Genomic DNA, 20,869 nt, shown 5'->3' with positions numbered 1-20,869 from the left:
GGGATATAGATGGATTTTTCAACATTTGCTCGTAAACAAACGCTAAAAGGGATGCAAGAAAAACAGTTGGATCTCTTAGTCATTGGTGGAGGAATTACGGGATCAGGAATTGCGCTTGATGCGCAAACAAGAGGGTTAACGACAGGTTTAATAGAGATGCAAGATTTTGCTGCTGGGACGTCAAGTCGTTCTACAAAACTTATCCATGGTGGCTTACGCTATTTAAAACAATTTGAAATTAAGCTTGTAGCAGAAGTGGGGAAAGAGCGAGCAATCGTTTATGAAAATGCGCCTCATGTAACGGAGCCGGTAAGAATGATGCTGCCGTTTTATAAAGGTGGCACATTTAATTCCTTTACAACATCGGTTGGTTTGTCTGTCTATGATCGTTTAGCTGGAGTGAAAAAAAGCGAGCGACGAAACATGATGAATGCGAAAGAAGCTTTGAAAAAGGAAAGCATATTGGCTAGTGAAGGGTTAAAAGGTGCAGGTATGTATGTGGAATATCGTACAGACGATGCGCGCTTAACGATGGAAGTAGCGAAAAGTGCAGCCGAGCGCGGAGCAAAGCTTATTAATTATGTTCAAGCGAATTCGTTTCTTTACGAAGACGGAAAACTAATTGGTGTGCAGGCTACTGATCGCTTAACGGGTGAAAGCCTAAAGATTTATGCTAAAAAAATCATTAACGCTACGGGCCCATGGGTCGATACCTTACGTGAACAGGATCGTTCTAGAGAAGGAAAGTCCATTCACCATACAAAAGGTGTCCACTTAGTCGTTTCTAAAGAGCGATTGCCTCTCACGCGTGCGATTTATTTTGATACGCCATTTAATGATGGACGGATGATGTTTGCCATTCCACGCGGCAAGAAAGTGTATATCGGGACGACCGATACGAACTTCAAAGATGATGTAACAGAACCTGGTGTGACGATTGACGATGTGAACTATATTTTAAAAGCAACAAATCACTTATTCCCAGGCTATCATTTAACGAAAACGGATGTAGAATCCAGCTGGTCAGGAATTCGTCCACTTATCCATGAAGATGGAAAAGATCCATCAGAGATTTCAAGAAAAGATGAGATTTTTCATTCGAAAAGTGGGCTAATGACGATTGCTGGAGGTAAGTTAACTGGTTACCGCAAAATGGCAGATACCATCGTATCCATTGCAGCTGATGAAATCGCAAAGGAAACAGGTAAAAGCTATCCAAGCTGTAAGACAAAAGAGCTTGCTTTGTCTGGCGGAGATGTCGGTGGGTCCGCAAAATACGAAGCATTTAAAGAAAAAGCGATTGCAGATGGAAAAAATAAAGGATTAAGTCATGAAGATGCAAAAGAAATAGCAGAACGTTACGGTTCAAATGCCTCTGCAGTTCATGGGTATGTCAATGATGAAAATGGTTATGGCCTTCCTGGGTCTTTATATGCCATGCTTCGTTATGGCATCGAGCACGAAATGACTGCAACACCTGTTGATTTCTTTATGCGACGTGTCTCGTATCTTTTATTTGATATTGATCAAGTAAAAGTGTACAAAGATCAAATTATGACGGCAATGGCTGATCTGCTACAATGGTCAGAAGAAGAAACAACTCGCTACAAAGAGGAATTAGAACAACAACTAAACCAAGTAACGTTGAGGAGCTTAAATTAATGTTTAATGGTCAGCGCATTTTGCCAGCAGTAAATAATATGAAGGATTTTGAGCGCGTCATGAAAGAAGAAGAAGGTCATTATTTTGTAGTGCTCGATGTTCACCTTTCTCTTTTAGCTAAAATGAAAAAGCTCTCAAAGGAAGCAGGCAAAAAAATGCTCTTACATGCTGACCTTGTACAAGGATTAAAGAGCGACCGCTACGCCGCTGAGTTTATTTGTCAGACGATCCGTCCAGCAGGTGTTATTTCAACTAGGGCGAATATGTTAAAGACAGCGAAGAAAAACAATATTTTAGCGATCCAACGAATTTTTCTGCTTGATACGATGGCGTTAAAAACGAGTTATCAGCAGGTGGAAGAAGTTAAACCCAATATTCTAGAAGTACTTCCAGGAGTCATACCGGATTATATAAAGAAAGTTCGAGACGAGACGGGGATTGAAGTGATTGCAGGGGGATTAATAACAACAGTTGAAGACATCCAAACCGCACTGGACGCAGGTGCACAAGCAGTCACAACCTCAAGAACGGACTTATGGCAACAGTAAAAAAGCAGGTGTTTCATGTGAAACACCTGCTTTTTCTTTCGGTTTATGAAGGCATACCGAGAACAGCTTTTACTTCTAAATACTCTTCAATCCCAAATTCGCCCCATTCTCGACCGATACCAGACTGTTTATAGCCACCAAACGGTGCATTGAAATCGGTTTGAGCATTGTTGACCGTAATTTGACCTGCACGAATATTTGAGGCAACATAGCGAAGTTTCTCTGGATCTTGACCAAAGACATAACCCGCAAGACCGTAAATTGTATCGTTGGCAATCTCAATTGCGTGATCAAGATCATCATAATAAATGAGTGAGATCACAGGTCCAAAGATTTCTTCCTGAGCAATGACCATATCGTTTGTCACATCTGTAAATACTGTCGGTTTGGCGAAGTATCCTTTATCAAGACCATCTGGCTTGCCTGTTCCACCAACTAAAACAGTTGCGCCTTCGTCAATCCCTTTTTGAATGTAAGACTGAACCGTGTCCCATTGTCCTGATGAGACAAGCGGGCCAGCAGTATGACCTTCTTCACGTGGATTACCCATAGAGTAAGATGAAACGGCTTCTTTCATTGCTTCCTCAAACTCATCTTTTTTCGTTTTTGGTACAAGGATCCGTGTCGCTGCCGTACAAACTTGACCAGAATTAAAGAACATATTCGAGGCTGCTGTTTTAGCCGCTTTCTTCATATTTGCATCGTCAAGAATCACGAGTGGTGATTTACCACCGAGCTCAAGCGCAACTTTTTTAATCGTTTTAGCTGCGTTTTGCATGATTTTTTCTCCTACACCACCAGAACCAGTGAAGGATACAAAATCAATATCAGGATGAGAGCTAATTGCGTCTCCTACTTCGTCACCAGTTCCGTTAACTAAGTTAAATGCACCTTTTGGTACACCCGCCTCATGAATGATTTCAGCAAGCATCATAGCAGCATAAGGTGTTTTTTCTGCTGGCTTTAAGACAACGGGACTTCCTGCTGCAATGGCGCCAGCTATTTTTGTTGACGTTTGGTTAGTAGGAAAGTTCCAAGGTGTAATTAAACCGCTTACACCAATGCTTTCTTTAACAAGTGTATGTCCATCTTTTTCTTCTGAAAAAGAGAAGGTATCTAATGCTCTAGCGGCTTGTTTAAAGTGAGCTAAACCCATTTTAAAATGTACGTTTTCTGAGACGGATAAAGGAGAGCCTAACTCTTCTGTCATCACATCGATAAGTTCTTTGCTTCGTTTTTTATAGCCATCAGCAATGGCATTTAGCCATTTGATTCGATCTTCTTTCGTTGATTTCGAAAACTCGGGAAATGCTTTTCGTGCAGCGGAAACTGCTTTATCAACGTCCTCTTTCGTACCTGCACTAATTTTGCCAATTACGTCTTCTGTTGCTGGATTAATGACGTCAATGGTTTCGGAACCTGTTGAATCGACCCATTCTCCATTAATAAAATGTTGAGTTTGATTACGCATAACAATCGCTCCTTTTAATATAAGCTACTGATTTTGGAAAATAAAGCGCTACTGATGGTCTACCCTAATAAAAAATCATTAAAACATTTAAACCTAACACTATTGTAACGGACGTTGTAAAAAAGTGAAACTTAAATGTTTAAAAAGTGAGAATTATTTTTGGGTTCGATATTGTACGCTGGCATAAAGTAAATGAGGTAGGAAAGCTAAACGAACTTGACGGATGGCTATTATTTTACGTATTCTTTGCAAATAAAGATAAAAAGAAAGACGGGTAGGAGAGAGGTTATGCGAACGTTCTATTACTTATTTGCGTTAACGTTAGCAGCTTTAAATTTACGGCCAGCCATTACATCAATTTCCCCACTATTAGAATCCATTCAGGCTGAACTAGGTATGAGTGGGGCAACAGCAAGCTTGTTAACAACGTTACCTGTTTTATGTATGGGCATATTTGCGCCTTTTGCCGCAATCATTAGTAAAAAAATTGGTTTAGAAAGAGCGATTTTCGTATCATTGATTTTTATTACAGTAGCAACATTGATGAGAGGGGTTGTTGGATCTGTTCTCTTACTCGTCGTAACGGCATTTCTTGCGGGTATTGGAATAGGGCTTGCTGGACCATTACTCTCTGGATTCATTAAACAACATTTCCCTACAAAGCCAGGCTTTGTTAGTGTCTATTCCGTTTCTTTAGTAATCGGCGCAGGTGTTGCAACTGGGTTCGCTGTCCCTGTTTATGATGGATTTAATGGAAATTGGCAGCTCGCTTTGGCTGTATGGGGTTCCCTTGGGTTACTAGCGTTGTTTTTTTGGATTGGTTTAATTCGTAAACGGCCAACCGCATTAAAAACAACAGATTCAGCACTTCCGTTCAAAAATAGGCGTGCGTTACTCATTACGTTATTTTTTGGTTTGATGGCAACGGTTTTCTACACGATTACCGCTTGGGCTGCACCAATTGTGATGAGCTTTGGCTATTCGACAGCAATGGCGGCTGCAGGAGTTACTTTGTTTCAATTGATTCAAATCCCTGTTTCGCTCGTTTTACCGAGTATTGTCTCTAAGTATGGCCACATGACGACTGCGCTCATTGGATGTAGTCTTTTAGAATTAGTAGGGGTTATTTTTCTATTAATCGGCTTTCATCCGTTGCTGGCGCTAGGTTTGATTGGGCTTGGTGCAGGAGGACTATTTCCTTTAGCATTAATGATTCCCATTATCGAAACCGATAGTGCCGACAAAGCGAGTGCTTTATCTGCTTTGAACCAAGGCGGAGGCTATGTTTTTGCGGCTCTCGGACCACTGGCGGTTGGCACTCTTTATGATGTATTTGGTACCTTTAAACCTGCCTTATACGTGCTGATCTTTGTTATCTTAATCATGGGCACAGTCCAGTACCTTTTAGGAAACAAAACGAATGCGCAAAAAATAAAAGGGAAGTTAGGTTAATGATCTATGCAGAAAGCAGAGTGACTTCGTATGGATTTCACATTTACGTGCTATACTGTTCGAAAAAAGGAGGGAGAAAGATGAAACGTTCTTTATATGCCATCGTTGCAACATTCTTCCTTACTTTTCTTTCTTCATGTGCACAAGACCACGTTCAGACACCTAGTGAAGAAGGTGGTTATTTCTTAGTTTCTCATCTAAAAGAAGCGTCACTTGGTTTTATTGATGAAAACAGTATGACAGTCACCTCCCTTTCTTCATTGCCGACTGTGTGGGAGCAAATTATAAAAATTAATGAAACAGAATTTCTCATTTTATCTGATCAAACACGTACGTTGTCGCATTTTGACCTTCATACTGGAGATGTGACGCCTTTAACCGAATTTGATGATATGATTTCGGACATCGTTTATGATGCTCGTGCGACAAACCTTATTGTTTCGTATACGAATACAAACAAACTTGCGTGGATTTCGCTAGAAGGGGAAGTCATGGAAACGGTCACAATAGAGAACAGGGCAAATGATTTATATGTAGACAACGATCGTTTATTTGTATTGAATGCAGACGAAGCAAGCGTAGACGTTATTTCCCTAACTTCATTAGAGATCGAGCATACGATTCCTGTTGTTGAAAGAGCATCAGGCATGTTCTTTGATGGAGAGTTGCTTTGGGTCGGCGGGCATGGCCCGACTGGCGAGTTAAATCAATCGGTTGTTGGCTATTCCCTAGCTAGTGAACAAGAAGAAGAGAGAATCCCAATCGGCTTAATGCCCATTGCTCTTGGCGGAAATCAGTCGGAAGCTAGTATGTTTGTTATATCCCATGGCAACGACCATCTGTATAAAATTGATACGTCGTCTCAAGAAGTACTGAAAGAAGTTGAAGTCGGACACAATCCTAATTATCTTCACGTTGATGACGATTACGTGATTGTCAGTAATTTTGATAGTCAGTCATTGTCCGTCTTCTCAAGCGATTCTCTTGAAAGAATTGCTGAAATTGATGTAGGTGCAGGCCCTCATGTTATCGTGTCAGGAGAGATGAAATGAGTCAATCGAGAACGATTCTAGTTGTTGATGACGAGCCAGATTTAGTTAAGCTTGTTGTCACCTATTTACAAAATGAACGTTATCAAACGTTGGAGGCGCAAAGTGGACAAGAAGCGTTGCGCCTATTGGAAACCGATACGGTTAATCTCGTCATTCTTGATGTGATGATGGAAGGCATGGATGGATTTGCCGTGTGCAAAGCAATCCAAGAGACGTATGCACTACCTGTGATTATGCTTACGGCTCGCAGTCATGAAGAAGACAAAATTAAAGCATTAAAAATAGGGGCAGATGACTATATGGTTAAGCCGTTTAGCCCGCGAGAACTAATGGCTCGAGTAGAAGCAACGTTACGACGTGCGTATCCAAAGGAAGAGAACGCCGATAATCTTTCTTTTGGAAATCTCCATATTCACCGTAGTGGTCGCGAAGTCTTTGTAGATGATGCAGAAATTTCGTTAACGAGAAGGGAATTCGATTTACTTCTGCATTTGGCAGAAAATAAAAATCGTTCTTTTACAAGGGAACAACTGTTTACACAAATATGGAGTGACTTAAGCAATAGTTCTTTACGAACCGTGGATACACACGTGAAAACATTGCGTTTAAAACTTGCTGAAGCAGGGAAGAAAATCCAAACTGTGTGGGGCGTTGGTTATAAGTTTGGAGAAAAAGAATGAATGCGCTATCGATTAAAAAGAAGGTCTGGATGGGGATAGGAGTGACAGTACTAGCTGTTATTCTCTTATCAAGCATGTTGATCTTCTTTTTGTATGAGCGGCTTTATGTAGACCAACAGATTGAACAGTTTGAACGAGAAGGACAAGCGTTGGCAGCCTTTTATGACCAAGAAGGCTTATCAGACGAATTTTATTCATTTTTAGAGTGGTCGCAGCAAACGTCAGATGCGGTCTATGTTGTCACAGAAGACCCGATGGAGCTTGCAGGTGGCGCTCCGTTTGAAGATGAATACAGTGAAGAGATGATTTCATTTGAAGAGCGACAAATACTTTTGCAAGGGGAGTCTGTTTACGTTAGAAGGGATCATCCACGTTTTCAGCAAGAAATCATTGGCGTGGCGATCCCGTTTACAGGAGAAGGGAATCGTCTTGAAGGAATTGTTTTTATTTCTCAACCGTTAACGGATCTTTATGAATTGTTTTCAAATGTCTTGTGGTGGGTAATTTTAATTGTTGCGTTAGCTGGTGGGGTTATTTTATTTATGGGAAGTCGATTAACGAAACAGCTTGTTGGTCCGTTGTTGAAAATGAAGCTAGTGGCAGAAAAGATGGAGTCTGGCGATTTTTCAGAACGAATTACTTTAAAGCGTTCCGAAGATGAATTCATGCAGTTAGCGGAGTCTATAAATCAACTAGCAGATTCATTAGAACAAGTGGAATCAAATCGGCGGGTTTTCCTTGCAAATGTGGCGCATGAGCTACGAACTCCTCTTAGCTATATGATTGGTTATATGGAAGGAATTGAAGAAGAGGTTATTGAAACGAAAAAGGGAATGATTATTCTTACTCAAGAAGCCCAGCGATTAAATCGGCTCGTAAATGACTTGTTGGACCTCGCTCAACTTGAGGGAGATAAAGATTCATTTGATAAGCAGCCGATTGTTTATGCAGAATTAATTCGTGAAGCAAGTGAGACCGTTCAGGTAATTGCGAATCAAAAACAAATGCCGATCAAGCTAGATTTGAATGAAGAAAGTATTATTATCGCCGATCGTGATCGGATGAAACAAGTGCTTATTAACTTGCTAACCAATGCAGTGGCTTATAGTGATTCTGGTAACCCGATTTACGTGACGTTACAATCAGTAGATGGAAAAGCAGAAGTTGAGATAAAAGATTACGGTTATGGTATCCCAAAAAAAGACATTGCGCGGGTAACAGAGCGTTTCTTTAGAGTGAAAAGAGGGCGTAGTCGGAGCGATGGAGGAACAGGGTTAGGACTGTCGATTGTACAAGAAATTGTCGCAAAACACGAAGGTACATTCCACCTGCATTCTGTGGAAGAGAAAGGAACCAAGGCAATCATTGTTTTAAACGAATACGATTAAGAAAAAGGTGATGACATTGTGGCGAAAGATCAGTTTCGTGTTCTCCACACTTCTTGTTTTTTCAGCTTGTGTAAATGAACAGTCTGAAACGCCTCGTTCTGTAGATGATCTTGATGTGCATATTCAAGTGCAAGAAGAGCAAAAAGTTGGTGAGGAAGTGCCATTGCAAGTTCAATTGTTAGAAGGGCAAGCGTATGTGGAAGATGTAGACCAAGTTAGATTTGACGTGTTTGAAAAGGAACAGACGGATACCGTTACAACGAAAGAAGCGCGCTACGTCCAGGATGGCGTATTTCGTAGCTCCATTGAGCTTGATGATGCGGGAGAATATGTGGTTGAAGTGATAATAACAAATAATGGAGGGCAGACGAGTGAACAGATGACTGTTGTTCTTTTTGAGGAATAGCATGCTTTATTCATATTCCGTTCATATAAACATTGTACATTTAAATGAAAGAAAAGGAGGAAGGTAGAATGAATTATTCGAAACTCTTATTAATCGTTTCTTCTTTATTTGGTTTATGGGGTGTCCTGATGGGTGCGCACATGGCTGGCGGTGGTTCTTATGCGTTATCTGCCATTCATGCTCACGTCCTTGTGTTAGGATGGTTAACATTATTTGCATGGAGCGTATTTCATAAATTATATAAACCAAAACAAAGGCTATTAGCCGGTTTGCAAGCATGGACAGGCATTGTTGGCGCTTTGCTTCTAACGGTTGGCATGTGGCTCTACTCAAATCAACCATTTGATATTCCAAATGCGTTACAGCTTGGATTGTATATTGGCGGCGGCATGACCGTTGTAATTAGTTTCTTGTTATTTGTGATTTTGGCGTTTTTATCTAGCTCTAAGGAAGAATAGAAGAATAAATGGACTGCCCTCAAAGTATAATGACACAAGGGCAGTCCATTGTTTTATTCATTTGAATAAAATTGATTACATGCTTTAGCAGCATCAAGGTCTTTTTGTGTTAATTTGCCTTGATCAACCGTCGTCCATTTAACGGTAATCGTCGTGTGATCAATTGTGATGAAAGGGTGGTGTTGTGCACCTTCTGAATACGCAGCTAGATTTTGAACAAAATCAATGCCTTCTAAGAAATTACCGAATGAGAAACTTCTTGTAAGCGTTTCATCTTCTACTGTCCAGCCTGATAACTTCTCAGCCTCTTTTTTTATTTGACTCAAAACGACTCCTCCTAAAAATTAGGTTCTTTTTCTTATACCTGTTTTTAGGCTCAAACAAACCTATCTCGTATGAAAGCGTTTAGTAAATTTTCACATAATAATTAGTTGGACATTTTTTGACAAAATGTGATACAATTCTCAAATGACATAATTAGTCAGATAATTTAAACAGTGAGGTGACATATGAACCAATTAGGTGGAATTTCAAACAAGCAAACACTTTATATTGGGTTGATGCTCTTTTCACTTTTCTTTGGTGCTGGTAATTTAATTTTCCCGCCAGAGCTTGGTCAAGATGCAGGAACAAATGCATGGCCAGCCATTATTGGTTTTCTTATTTCAGGTGTAGGCTTGCCTATCCTTGGTGTAATGGCGATTACCTATGTAGGTAGTGACGATGCAGAAGGGTTAGGACGTCGCGTACATCCTTACTTTGCGATTGGCTTTACAGCATTGACTTTTTTAACAATTGGTCCATTCTTTGCAGTACCTAGAACTGGAACGGTGTCTTATGAAATCGCAATATTACCATTCATAGAGATGAGTCAACTTGATCCGTCAAATCGAATCTGGCTTTTCTTATTTTCCATCGTATTTTTTGCGATTGTCTTCTACCTTGCGTTAAGTCCAGGGAAGTTTGTTGATCGAATTGGTAAACTCATTACGCCATTTTTATTAGTTGTTATAGCGATTTTACTCATAACGGTATTATTTAATCCATTAGGAACCTATTTAGAACCTGCTGATAGCTCGTATGCGAATTTCCCGTTTTTCCGGGGGATTACGGAAGGTTATCTGACGATGGACACAATTGCAGCCATTGTCTTTGGAATCATCGTGGTAAAAGCGATTAAAGATCTAGGTGTCACCGACCAGCGTTTGATTAAACGGACGGCGTGGAAAGCAGGCTTGATTGCTGCGATCTGTCTAGGAACAGTATATGCAGGACTTGGTTATCTAGGTGCAGTAAGTGCGTCAGAACTATCAGCTGACAGTGGGGCTGGCATCTTAGCAAGTGTGTCATTTGAATATTTTGGACTTGGTGGAAATGTTTTATTAGGTTTAATTATTTTAGGCGCTTGTATTCCGACAGCAACAGGATTAATCTCTTCTTGCTCGATTTATTTTAATAAATTATTTCCGAGTCTATCGTACAAAGTTTTTGTAGTAATCTTTACATTATTTAGCTTAGGGGTATCAAACTTTGGTTTGAGTACCATTATCGAATTTTCCGTACCAGTACTATCGTTTATTTATCCAATTGCGATTGTCTTAATCATCCTGGCGTTTCTTGAGCCGTTATTTAAAAGAAGAAGAATTGTTTATCAGGTGACAATTTTATTTACGGCGATCGTTTCAATACATGAAGGATTGGTTGCTGCTGGGCTACCTGGTTTCTTAAGCGCCGTTCCATTGCCTTTTGCAGAAATTGGATTTGCTTGGGCATTACCAGCTTTAATTGGTTTTGTTATTGGTTTATTGTTAACGCCGATCTTTAAAGGAAGTGAGCCGAAAGCGTGACGATAATAAAAGGAAAAGTCGTTGATCAACAGACGCGATGCGTACATTATCAAACGCAATTTGATATTGTTGCCATTAAATTTGCTTGTTGTGGTGACTTCTATCCTTGTTATAAGTGTCATGATGAAGCGGTTAATCATAAGAGAAAACAATGGAAACAAACTGAATTTACTCAAAGAGCTATTTTGTGTGGTGCTTGTCACGGACAGATAACCATTCATGAATATGTGCAGGCGAGTTGTTGTCCTTTATGTCAGGCACAATTTAATACAAATTGTTCATTACACCATCATCTTTATTTTGAAGGTATTACGAGCGATTCCGATTCATAGGATTAGAAAGATCGTATGAAGGAGGAACGCAAGTGATGAAACATTATGTCTTGTTATTTTGTGATCCTGGTATTGATGATGCCATGGCAATAATACTTGCGATTATGCATCCACAGATCGAGTTAGTAGGGATTGTCACGAGCTATGGGAACGTAACAAAAGAACAGTCGATTATAAACGCAGACTATATATTGAAAGTAGCAGGGATTGCGCATGTACCAGTCATCCCTGCTGCTTTTCGTTCTTTTTCAGAGTTTGATGAAGAGACTTATCCAGAAATACACGGTCCAGCGGGTCTGGGCTCAATCATTCCGCCGAATCATTTCCCTGGAAATAGAGTAGGGTTTGATACAATACGGTCGATTCTCTTAACATACAAGCAAAATTTAACCATTATAGAATTAGGTAGAATGACCGCTTTAGCAAAAGCTTTTAATTTATTTGAAAACGAATTTCGATATATTAAAAATATACTTATAATGGGTGGAGCGTTTTTCATGCCCGGAAACCGAACCCCTGTTGCTGAAGCAAATATTTATGGCGATTCAGTTAGCGCAAAATTTATTTTCAACTATTTAAATACGATTATTACCCCTTTAAATATTACATCTCAAGCGATGTTTACACCTGCCCTTATACAACGTTTAACAAGTCACCCCAAATTCGGTCAAACGATCCAAGCGCTTCTTTCGGTATACACGGCTTATTATAAAGAAAACCAACCTCAGCTTCCTGGTCCGCCAATTCATGACATTGTTCCGCTACTAGTCATGGTTCAACCGTCTTTATCGACTTACGTGTATCGCGATGTTGATGTCATTACAAATGGAAAGGCAAAGGGGATGACCATGATTGATTTGCGAACAGGAAGCGAAGAGGGACGGCAAAAAATTGCCTGGACAGTGAATGCAAATCAGTTATTGCACGAATACGAACGAGCAATGTTCACTGGCTATGCAGATGAATGAGTTATTGTTATAATATTTTTATAATTAAACGGAAGGGTGATGGCTATGAACATATTGCATGTGTATAATCCAAACAAATCTAAAATAAAAAGGAGATTGTTAATTGATCAAAGGAGACAAAATTGAATTAAGACCTGCTTCAAAGAGTGACGTTGTTAGGCAAGTTGAATGGCGGAATCAGGAAGAAACGGCGCGACTAGCCGCTGGATCCTATGCAGCATTGTATAGTCATGTCACAGTCGAAGAGGTAGAAGCACTCTACGATAAGCGAGTTATTCGAGATCGGAAACAAGAGAATGTGTTTGCAATCTATATAGTGGAAACAAATACACATATCGGAAACTGTGATTATCGCGATGTGAACCCGATTGCTAGAAGTGCAGTCGTTGGGCTTACCGTTGGCAATCCATCGGAACGGGGTAAAGGTTATGGTACTGAAGCTTTACAGTTACTCGTCCATTTCTTGTTTCAAGATCTTAATTTGCAGCGTGTCCAGTTAGACACATGGAGCGGAAATGAACAAGCAATTCGTGTTTATGAACGTTGTGGATTTAAAATTGAAGGGCGACTACGGAGAGCAGAATTCGTAAACGGCACATATTTTGATCAGTTAATTATGGGGCGCTTACGAGAAGGCGTATCATAGAATAGTAAAAAAGGAAGAGATCATGATCTCTTCCTTTGTCTTGAACCGTGTTCGTTCATTTGGTTTTCTAGTGCTATAGCAGTTTGTTGCAAATAAGGTAAAGAGTGGGGAACGAGATCGTCTCTCGTGAGCTTTTTTGCTATCGTAAAACGTTGCCCGTCATCTTCATAAAATCCAGTAGCATTCATGAATGAGGTTTCGTTAAAGCATAGTTGTTTAAATTGATAAAAGGGGACTTTTACAATACCTGCAACTTCTTCTTTTTGAAGCTGAAATCCTTTATCTGAAAGAGATTGAAAATAAACGTAGGATAAAGCAAACTCTTGATCTAAAAACGTATCCGTATGGATGACATCTAAAAATTGGCCAATAAACGAGATGTCTTCTTCCGTTAGAGATAGTCCAAGCTCTTCCTCGACTTCTCGCAACCCATCTAGGGGCGTTTCTTCAGCAAGTAAATGACCAGCCGCTGTAATATCAAATAAATTCGGAAAATCCTTTTTTATCTGACTACGGAGCTGTAAGTATAATTGTGGTTCGTGTTCTGAAACATCCATGATCCACAGGTGAAAAGTCTGGTGCCAGAGCCCTTTTTCGTGAGCTATTTTGCGATCCGTAATGTTAATAGGTTCTCGAGCGCTAGTATACACATGTATTTTCTCTTCATTCATGGCGATACCTCCTTATAAAACGCTAATTAAGTATAGCATAGTGAATGGAGCAAGGAGGATTAAACAGTTGAAACACATACAAGTAAACGATTTAACAGTAAGGCAGCGTAATCGATTTAAAAAAGAGATACTCTTACAAGATTTAAAGCTCACGGTGCGGCACGGTGAAAACGTGAGTATTTTTGGACGAAAGAAAACAGAAACAGAAGCGCTCATTGATTGTTTAGTAGGAATGAAAAAGCCGATATCTGGAGAGATCACGATTGGAAAACATACGATGACAAGCTTAAATGAAGAAGAGATTGCAGACGTTCGGAGAAACGAAATAGGGATCATATCGGCACGTGTACCATTAATACAAGAGTATTCTGTTGAGCGTAATCTAAACATCAATGAGTTGATTTCAACGAAACAGAGGGACGTTCAAGAAGAGCTAATGCCGCTCTTTCACTATTTTAACGTTGAAAACAAACGCAAAGAAAAAGTCCAACACTTAACAACTGCAGAACAAGAAACGGTTCGAATCATACGGGCTTTGCTCGCGAAACCCTCGATTCTTATGATGGAAGCACCTAGTCATGTTGATGGATTACAAAAACTTATTCACTATGCGTGGGGGCGGCAGCTAACATTTCTCTATACGACGGAAGATTGGGAGCGGGCAAAGTTAGCGCATGGGATGTTACACCTGAAAGATGGACGGTTATATGAAGGGTAATTGGAGGATTTAAATGGGCTTTTTTCGATTTATAACGTTTGGACACACCTCGTTCTTACATAAACAGGTTGTCATAAAAATACTTACATACTTAGGGCTTATCCTCTTTACTACATCATGTATTCTTTTTACGATTCAAGTTGGTACACAGACCATTAAAGTAAACGAGCTATCGAGTGATGGGACAAGTGCAGGTCTCTATACGCTGCATACCTCATCAGTGGTTGACGATGATGCAAAAGCTTTCTTCGATGATCATGAATTTGTGCAGCATTCGTTTTTAAGAAGTGAGCTAGAAACGTATACAATGGAAAAGATGGAGTTCGAGTTACAGACGTTAAGCGCTCCTTATTTTTCTGAAACTGGCGCGGAATTAGTTGTGGGAGAGTGGCCGAAGAAAGAGGGAGAATGGGTACTAGATCAAGTTTATGCTGCTAGTTTTGGGGAAAATGTTCAAGTTGGTGAGAAGGTTATTGTTAAAACTGATAACGGTCATCAGAAGGAAGTGAAGATTACTGGGTACTATAGAGATTTATATCTTAATGTGCCTCATGCACCAACAGCATTAACGTTAGGAAATGTTAAAAACGGATTTATTATGGGTGTAACAAATAGTGAGCATATCGCCGAGGTCTCTACAGAGATGCGAGAGCAGTTTGGGTATGCGCTCCATAGAAACCAAATCTATCAAACGTCTACATTGCAACAACTGACTGATAGCCAAGCATTGGTTCCTTTTTATAGTCTGCTCATTGTCTTGCAGTTGATTGCTCTAGGATATTTATGTACGAAATTTGTTTCAATATTCAGGTATGAACGGTACTTGAAGACATTACGTTATTTAGGCATGTCACCACGGCGCATTCGGACGTATTTTAGCATTCTCTTTGCTACGTTTTCAATTGTTAGTTTAAGTATAAGTGTATTCGTTGTGTACATTAGTTTTCAAGCATTTGGAGATCAATGGAGTCATTTGTTTGGGACTTCGCTTTACAATCGAGTTCAGCATATTGAAAATCAAATTTCTATCCCGATTGATTATACATTTATGATCTTAGGTGGGATTGTTTTAGCCATATTTGTAGCCACATTGCTTCACGTAAGCAAAGAAGTGAAACAAAAGAATAAGCGATGGCTTGCGGGAATCGTAAGCATACTCTTTCTGCTTTTTCTCCCAACGGTTTTGTACAATCAAGTAGATTATCCATCGTTTCATAATGAAAATAAGGCAGACATTGAAACGCATTTCTATGTGATGAATAGTGATCAAGCGTTAACAATCTCTTCATCCAGCGAGCGAGATGTACAAATGATAGACGATTTAGCCGCAAACTTGCATGATGAATTGGCGTATCTCTATTTAAAAGAGTTGATTGGTTGGAGAATCTCGACTATGGAGCATGGTCAAGAATCGTTGTATCAATCTCGAGTGCTCGTCATTGAAGATAAAGATTGGCCAGAGTTTTTAAATCAAATCGACTGGAGTAAATCGGAGTGGCAAGAGCTACAACGTCATGATTATCCTGCTGTGCACATTAATGCTACAAGGGATAATGGGTTGGAGGCAGTACAATTTGAAGGGAGTGAAGTTGAAGTCTCGTACATGAACCACGGGGATAATGTTGATCAAGAGACAGAGTTTGGAGAGTCGAGTGAAGAGGAACGTACTTTTCATGTTTATAGTGCGGATACGGAGCTTGGGTTTGATTGGGATACGATTATCATCCCTGCTAGCTATGCAGGTGACTCGGTTCAATCTGATACATTAGCATCGAGCTATTTTTTGCCTACAGACCTTCGGATTGCTGAGTTTGAGTATATTTTTCATTCTCAATATGCTCAAGCGTACCCCACGTTATGGTACGTATCAGGAATTCCTCATGGCACGTGGACCATTGCAACAGAGCACGCGGAGCAACAATTTAATGTGATCGTGATTTTGCCAATCTTACTTACGTTGTGCATAAGCCTGTGGTTGTCTTTTTTAACAGTGTTTTCAAAACGAGGATCAGAAAAAGTGGTGCTTTTTCTTGTTACGGTTGGAAGCTTTTTAACAAGTTGGCTAGGGTTAACAATCTTTACTGATCAAGTTTTGCCAACGCTATTCAGTGCAGTGGTGACGGTTGCTGTATTTCTCGTCGGCATAATAGCTTACACTTATCATAATAAGAAAACCCACGTGACCATTTAATCACGTGGGTTTCTTGTCTTGTAATTGGGGTAGGCGGTAATTTTTAGATCGGGACCGATCACACTACTTTCTGCGAACGTAAGCGCAGTGGCAGAATCCATCGTTTCAATTCCTTCGCCTTCAAAGAAACTTCGTGCACTCTTTCCGCCAATTAGCTTTGGTGCCACATAAATCAAGTATTTCTGTACAAGTTGATGCTCGATAAAAGCGGCGTTGAGTGTCCCACCAGCTTCTAACAACAGAGAATGTATTCCTCGTGAAAACAAGGTTGACATCATCTCATCTAGGTTCACATGCTGCTGACCAGACGTATAAATAACGTCAATTCCCAAATCTTTTAACTGGTCTTCTTTTTCTTTATGTTCCGGCTCGGCTGAAGTGAAAAGATACGTTGGTGCTTCATAATCAGTGACAACTGAACAATCTAGGGGAATGCGTAGCTGGGAGTCGACAATCACTCTTACTGGGTTTCGTCCATTTGGGATACGTGCAGTAAGTGAAGGGTTATCTTTGAGGACCGTTTCAATCCCGACTACAATTCCTTGATGTTCGCTTCGCAGCTGATGTACGTCTTCACGTGCAGCAGAAGAGGTGATCCACTTGCTATGGGTGGTTTTTGTGGCAATTTTACCATCTAAAGACATGGCAGCTTTTAATGTCACAAATGGGCGTCGGTTCACAATCGCATAGTTAAACACTTCATTCAGTTTAAAGGCTTCTTCACCGTAGAGCCCTGTTTCAATTTCAATTCCAGCATCTTTCAAACGCTTTACGCCGTTTCCTGCAACCTTTGGGTTAGGATCAAGCGAGGCAATGATTACTTTTCGAACACCCGCTTCAATGAGAGCATTTGCACATGGACCCGTTTTGGCCGTATGTGAACAAGGCTCTAATGTGACATAAGCTGTAGCGTCTTTAGCGAGGGTGCCTGCCATTCGTAATGCGTGAATTTCTGCGTGAGGCTCGCCTTCTTTTAAATGAGAGCCAATTCCAACGACCCTGCCTTCACGAACGATTACGCAGCCAACAACCGGATTTGCTCCTGTTTGACCAATCATAGCTTTTGCATTTTCAAGTGCAAGCTTCATATAAATGTTGTCAGACATTCCATACACTCCTTAAGATAAATATTGAATCCCTGATAATGACTCTGAAAGCGTCCATAGCTTTTTTGCTTCAGATGTTCGATCGATTTTTTGACGTGTTTGATGAACGCGAGGTGCACCAGACCATTCTCGAAACCCGCTTGGCCCAATCCATTCTCCACCTTGAAGATCGTTATTCGTTGCAGCATAAATCGTTGATGCTGCACCATGTTCAGCGGATTGGATAACGTGTGGCAGAAAGGAGCGAATGAGCCAGTGTGCTTGCTCACCAGAACCTCTTGAAAGCAAGTTTGAATAAGCGAGACCTGGATGACAAGCGACGCTTATCGTCGAGACTTTTATCTGTGCTAGCCTGCGATTTAATTCACAAGAAAATAAAAAGTTCGCATATTTGCTTTGTCGATAGAAATTCATTGCTCGGTAGCGAACCTCTCCGTTATAGTTTTGAAAATCAATTGACCCTTTTATAGCGGCTATACTCGTTACCGTAACAATTCGTGCTTTCGCTGACGCGTTTAAAAGAGGGAGCAGGAGACCTGTTAGGGCAAAATGACCGAGGTGGTTGATCCCAAACTGCATTTCAAAGCCGTCCGCAGTCTTTTGGTAAGGGGGTATCATAACACCAGCATTATTAATTAACAAATCCAATGACTGAACATGTTGTTGAATGGATTCTGCAAAAGCTCGAATCGATGACAGATCAGCAAGATCTACGTAATAGAACGACACATCGCCGTAAGGTTGAAGTTGCTGCACGACAGCCTGACCCTTTTTTTGATTGCGGCTTGCGATAATGACTTTAAATTGAAGGTTCAGTAACATTTTAGCTGTTTCAAAACCGATTCCACTCGTTGCCCCTGTTATAAGCGCCGTCTGCTTCATGTAGTTAGCTCCTTCTAAGCCATCATTGTCTTCATACTATACTAGTCTTATGAGAAATTGCCAAAGGTTAAACGTTGAGGTAGGAAAGCGGGGCTAGATTATGGTTGTTTTTATGCATATGTATATCAGCTGAAACAAACGGAACAATAAAAAAAGCGAGCAGCGATGAGAATCACTGCTCGTCCATATCTATTAACCAAGAGTTCCCACAATACTAGAAACTGATTCAAATAATTGTGTAAGTACATCTGTGAGCATTTGATCCACCTCCTGAAAAAAGTTTTTAGAGATTAAAGGAATTAGCCTAGAGTGCCGATAATGCTAGAAACCGATTCAAACGCTTGAATAAGGATGTCTGTGAACATGAAAGTCACCTCCTGAAAAAAGTTTTTAGAGATTAAAGGAATTAGCCTAGAGTGCCGATGATGCTAGAAACAGATTCAAACGCTTGAATAAGGATGTCTGTGAACATGAGATTCCCTCCTTTTTTCGTTCAGTTTTTCTTACTTATAGAGATAACGCAGGAGGATGTCATTTGGATCACTTTTTTTGAAACTTTTTTTATTGAAGTTAGGAAATCTATGGGAGAGCACAATTATTGCACTTGTTTATCGATGGGTATATCGTATAAGGAGAAAGGGGCGAATCCAGGATGAACGTAGAGATTTGGTCGGATATTGCATGTCCGTTTTGTTATATTGGGAAGAGGAAATTTGAACAAGCTTTAGAGGCATATGATGAGGATGTAGACGTAACGTTTAAAAGTTTTCAGCTTGATCCGAATGCACCAAAAGAATCTAATGAGTCGATGGTGTCGGTTCTCGCTAAAAAATACAATATGCCTGAAGCAAAGGCAAAAGAGATGAACAGTCAAGTAACTGCTCAAGCTGAAGAAGTCGGTCTTCATTACAAGCTCGATCAAGTTCGTGTTGTTAATACTCTAGATGCTCACCGTTTAAGCCACCTTGCTAAAGAACAAGGCAAGATGGGTGAGGTCATGGAAAAACTACTTGATGCCCACTTTGTTCAAGGTCGTTATGTCGGTGATCGCGATACCTTAGTGGAGATTGCAGCATCTGTTGGTCTTTCTAAAGAAGAAGTGAATGGGGTGTTAGACAGCGATCGTTATAAAGATACTGTAGAGCAAGAACAGGCAGAAGGAGCGCAGATTGGGGTTCAAGGGGTTCCTTTCTTCGTATTTAATCGAAAATATGCGGTTTCAGGAGCTCAGCCGAAGGAAGCCTTCCTGCAAGTATTGCAGAAAGTGAAAGAAGAAGAAGGTTCAACTATTCAAGTTATCAATCAAGGGGACACATGCTCTGACGGAAGTTGTTAAAAGGCTTAAAAAAAGAATCTTTATGAGTGAGTAAAATCATTCGTAAAGATTCTTTTTGTTTCAAGCTATTCGTTAAGCTCTTTACTAGAGAGCCATCTCTCTTTCTAAAGGTGTCTATTCTTGATAATGAATAAATGATAATGCTTGTTTGTGCATTTGATACGTAACAGGTGTTTGATCTGTTTTTTCACCATCACTGTCGATATCAAGGGACGGAGACGTCTTCACTGTACACGATTGAACATTCAACATTTCTAATTGTTCGGGATTATCAAGCCATCCTTCGTCTGCTCGTGCTTGATTGTACATATTTTTTACTAGTGTTAAACCGGCTTCTTTAATAATAAAAAGGTGGAGTTGTCCATCATCAAGAGAAATGACATCCTCAAAAAGTCCAACTGTGCCAATATATTGTCCGTTCATCGCCAGAATCATAACGGCTTCTCCACTTTTCTTTACGCCTGTATCCGTTTCAACTTCATACGTAAACGTTGTCGGTTCTTTTAAAGATCGAATGGCGCTTATAATATAGCCAAGTTTACCGAATGAGTCTTTCGTCGATTCCTCAATCTCTTTGGATGCTTCTGTGATAAGTCCAACTCCTGAGAAATTACTGAAATAGCGGTCGTTTTGACCAATAATATCAAGCTCGGTCGTATGTCCAGCAAGAATGGCATCCAGAGCTTCGTCAAGAGTTGGTGCGTTCAAGGCCCTTGATAAATCATTACACGTTCCAGTAGGTAAAACAGCAACAGTTGGTCTTCCTGATTGTTGCATAAGACCATTTACACATTCGTGAACCGTACCGTCCCCACCCATAATAAGAATCAAATCGACTTCACTGCCATATCTAGAGCAAAGATCCTCTGCATCCCCTTGTTGCTCCGTCTGACGAAGTGTAAATTCTTTAATCGACAGCGCTAATTTGGGGACAATTTTTTCAAGTAGCTCAGATGCATCTCCTTGTCCAGCTTCTTGATTGTATATAAGTAACGCTTTATTGTACGTAGTCATTCCTTCACCTCTCTATAAACGTGTATACCCGATCTAAGCGT

Annotated in this window: 21 protein-coding genes; 15 read left to right on the top strand and 6 right to left on the bottom strand. The window is 40.3% G+C overall.

Features of this window, described 5'->3' with window-relative positions:
* The first annotated feature begins 9 nt into the window (after positions 1-9).
* Together ACE1TH_RS17485 and ACE1TH_RS17480 are read left to right on the top strand one after the other, a co-directional pair.
* Positions 10-1,662: a glycerol-3-phosphate dehydrogenase/oxidase gene (locus ACE1TH_RS17485; RefSeq protein WP_099304699.1), complete on the top strand. Its 1,653-nt coding sequence runs from the start codon at positions 10-12 to the stop codon at positions 1,660-1,662.
* Entirely contained in the window at positions 1,662-2,210 is a 549-nt protein-coding gene (locus ACE1TH_RS17480) for a glycerol-3-phosphate responsive antiterminator (protein WP_099304697.1), read from the top strand. Before ACE1TH_RS17485 ends, ACE1TH_RS17480 begins: the two co-directional genes overlap by 1 nt.
* A 43-nt stretch (positions 2,211-2,253) precedes the next feature.
* Here the strand turns inward: ACE1TH_RS17480 and ACE1TH_RS17475 are convergent, their stop codons facing one another.
* Positions 2,254-3,681: an aldehyde dehydrogenase family protein gene (locus tag ACE1TH_RS17475; RefSeq protein WP_099304695.1), complete on the bottom strand. Its 1,428-nt coding sequence runs from the start codon at positions 3,679-3,681 to the stop codon at positions 2,254-2,256.
* A gap of 288 nt (positions 3,682-3,969) precedes the next feature.
* Between ACE1TH_RS17475 and ACE1TH_RS17470 the strand changes: the two genes are divergently transcribed.
* From ACE1TH_RS17470 to ACE1TH_RS17445, 6 genes are all read left to right on the top strand, one after another.
* Entirely contained in the window at positions 3,970-5,133 is a 1,164-nt protein-coding gene (locus ACE1TH_RS17470) for an MFS transporter (RefSeq protein WP_099304693.1), read from the top strand.
* Between the two features lie 80 nt (positions 5,134-5,213).
* Positions 5,214-6,185 (top strand): YncE family protein, encoded by a 972-nt coding sequence (locus ACE1TH_RS17465; protein WP_375079620.1) that lies wholly within the window; start codon positions 5,214-5,216, stop codon positions 6,183-6,185.
* On the top strand, positions 6,182-6,865 hold the full coding sequence (locus ACE1TH_RS17460; protein ID WP_099304689.1) for a response regulator transcription factor: 684 nt from the start codon (positions 6,182-6,184) through the stop codon (positions 6,863-6,865). Before ACE1TH_RS17465 ends, ACE1TH_RS17460 begins: the two co-directional genes overlap by 4 nt.
* Positions 6,862-8,253 carry a sensor histidine kinase gene (locus tag ACE1TH_RS17455; protein WP_375079619.1) on the top strand — a complete coding sequence of 464 codons (1,392 nt, stop codon included), beginning with the start codon at positions 6,862-6,864 and terminating at the stop codon, positions 8,251-8,253. Before ACE1TH_RS17460 ends, ACE1TH_RS17455 begins: the two co-directional genes overlap by 4 nt.
* Positions 8,254-8,263: 10 nt before the next feature.
* On the top strand, positions 8,264-8,659 hold the full coding sequence (locus tag ACE1TH_RS17450; protein ID WP_375079618.1) for a FixH family protein: 396 nt from the start codon (positions 8,264-8,266) through the stop codon (positions 8,657-8,659).
* Positions 8,660-8,727: 68 nt separating this feature from the next.
* Positions 8,728-9,117, top strand: a complete 390-nt coding sequence (locus ACE1TH_RS17445) for a hypothetical protein (protein ID WP_099304684.1) — start codon at positions 8,728-8,730, stop codon at positions 9,115-9,117.
* Between the two features lie 53 nt (positions 9,118-9,170).
* Here the strand turns inward: ACE1TH_RS17445 and ACE1TH_RS17440 are convergent, their stop codons facing one another.
* Positions 9,171-9,443 carry a 4a-hydroxytetrahydrobiopterin dehydratase gene (locus tag ACE1TH_RS17440; RefSeq protein ID WP_099304683.1) on the bottom strand — a complete coding sequence of 91 codons (273 nt, stop codon included), beginning with the start codon at positions 9,441-9,443 and terminating at the stop codon, positions 9,171-9,173.
* A 183-nt stretch (positions 9,444-9,626) separates the two neighbouring features.
* Between ACE1TH_RS17440 and brnQ the strand changes: the two genes are divergently transcribed.
* The 4 genes from brnQ (at position 9,627) to ACE1TH_RS17420 (ending at position 12,910) form a co-directional block, all read left to right on the top strand.
* Positions 9,627-10,964: a branched-chain amino acid transport system II carrier protein gene (brnQ, locus tag ACE1TH_RS17435; RefSeq protein WP_375079617.1), complete on the top strand. Its 1,338-nt coding sequence runs from the start codon at positions 9,627-9,629 to the stop codon at positions 10,962-10,964.
* Complete coding sequence (locus ACE1TH_RS17430; protein WP_099304680.1) at positions 10,961-11,296, top strand: CHY zinc finger protein; 336 nt, start codon at positions 10,961-10,963, stop codon at positions 11,294-11,296. The genes brnQ and ACE1TH_RS17430 overlap by 4 nt, the downstream gene beginning before the upstream one ends.
* 35 nt (positions 11,297-11,331) lie before the next feature.
* Positions 11,332-12,264: a nucleoside hydrolase gene (locus tag ACE1TH_RS17425; RefSeq protein ID WP_099304679.1), complete on the top strand. Its 933-nt coding sequence runs from the start codon at positions 11,332-11,334 to the stop codon at positions 12,262-12,264.
* A gap of 103 nt (positions 12,265-12,367) precedes the next feature.
* Entirely contained in the window at positions 12,368-12,910 is a 543-nt protein-coding gene (locus tag ACE1TH_RS17420; RefSeq protein ID WP_099304678.1) for a GNAT family N-acetyltransferase, read from the top strand.
* A gap of 20 nt (positions 12,911-12,930) precedes the next feature.
* On the opposite strand, the gene ACE1TH_RS17415 is transcribed toward ACE1TH_RS17420, so the two are convergent.
* Entirely contained in the window at positions 12,931-13,581 is a 651-nt protein-coding gene (locus tag ACE1TH_RS17415) for an NUDIX hydrolase (protein ID WP_375079616.1), read from the bottom strand.
* A 67-nt stretch (positions 13,582-13,648) separates the two neighbouring features.
* On the opposite strand from ACE1TH_RS17415, the gene ACE1TH_RS17410 reads away from it, so the two are divergent.
* On the top strand, positions 13,649-14,299 hold the full coding sequence (locus ACE1TH_RS17410) for an ATP-binding cassette domain-containing protein (RefSeq protein WP_176554451.1): 651 nt from the start codon (positions 13,649-13,651) through the stop codon (positions 14,297-14,299).
* A gap of 13 nt (positions 14,300-14,312) precedes the next feature.
* Positions 14,313-16,490: an FtsX-like permease family protein gene (locus tag ACE1TH_RS17405; RefSeq protein ID WP_375079615.1), complete on the top strand. Its 2,178-nt coding sequence runs from the start codon at positions 14,313-14,315 to the stop codon at positions 16,488-16,490.
* Here ACE1TH_RS17405 and ribD read toward each other — a convergent pair.
* Positions 16,487-17,596: a bifunctional diaminohydroxyphosphoribosylaminopyrimidine deaminase/5-amino-6-(5-phosphoribosylamino)uracil reductase RibD gene (gene ribD / locus ACE1TH_RS17400; protein WP_375079614.1), complete on the bottom strand. Its 1,110-nt coding sequence runs from the start codon at positions 17,594-17,596 to the stop codon at positions 16,487-16,489. The genes ACE1TH_RS17405 and ribD overlap by 4 nt on opposite strands.
* 12 nt (positions 17,597-17,608) lie before the next feature.
* On the bottom strand, positions 17,609-18,478 hold the full coding sequence (locus ACE1TH_RS17395) for an oxidoreductase (protein ID WP_375079613.1): 870 nt from the start codon (positions 18,476-18,478) through the stop codon (positions 17,609-17,611).
* 652 nt (positions 18,479-19,130) lie between these two features.
* Between ACE1TH_RS17395 and ACE1TH_RS17390 the strand changes: the two genes are divergently transcribed.
* Entirely contained in the window at positions 19,131-19,814 is a 684-nt protein-coding gene (locus ACE1TH_RS17390; RefSeq protein ID WP_099304669.1) for a DsbA family oxidoreductase, read from the top strand.
* A 114-nt stretch (positions 19,815-19,928) separates the two neighbouring features.
* Here the strand turns inward: ACE1TH_RS17390 and ACE1TH_RS17385 are convergent, their stop codons facing one another.
* A complete protein-coding gene (locus tag ACE1TH_RS17385; protein WP_099304668.1) occupies positions 19,929-20,828 on the bottom strand; it encodes a diacylglycerol/lipid kinase family protein in 900 nt (299 codons plus the stop codon).
* Positions 20,829-20,869: the final 41 nt, after the last annotated feature.

The sequence above is a fragment of the Shouchella sp. JSM 1781072 genome (genome assembly GCF_041949915.1).
GTDB lineage: Bacteria > Bacillota > Bacilli > Bacillales > Bacillaceae_D > Shouchella.
This window is presented reverse-complemented; position numbering and strand designations above follow the sequence as displayed.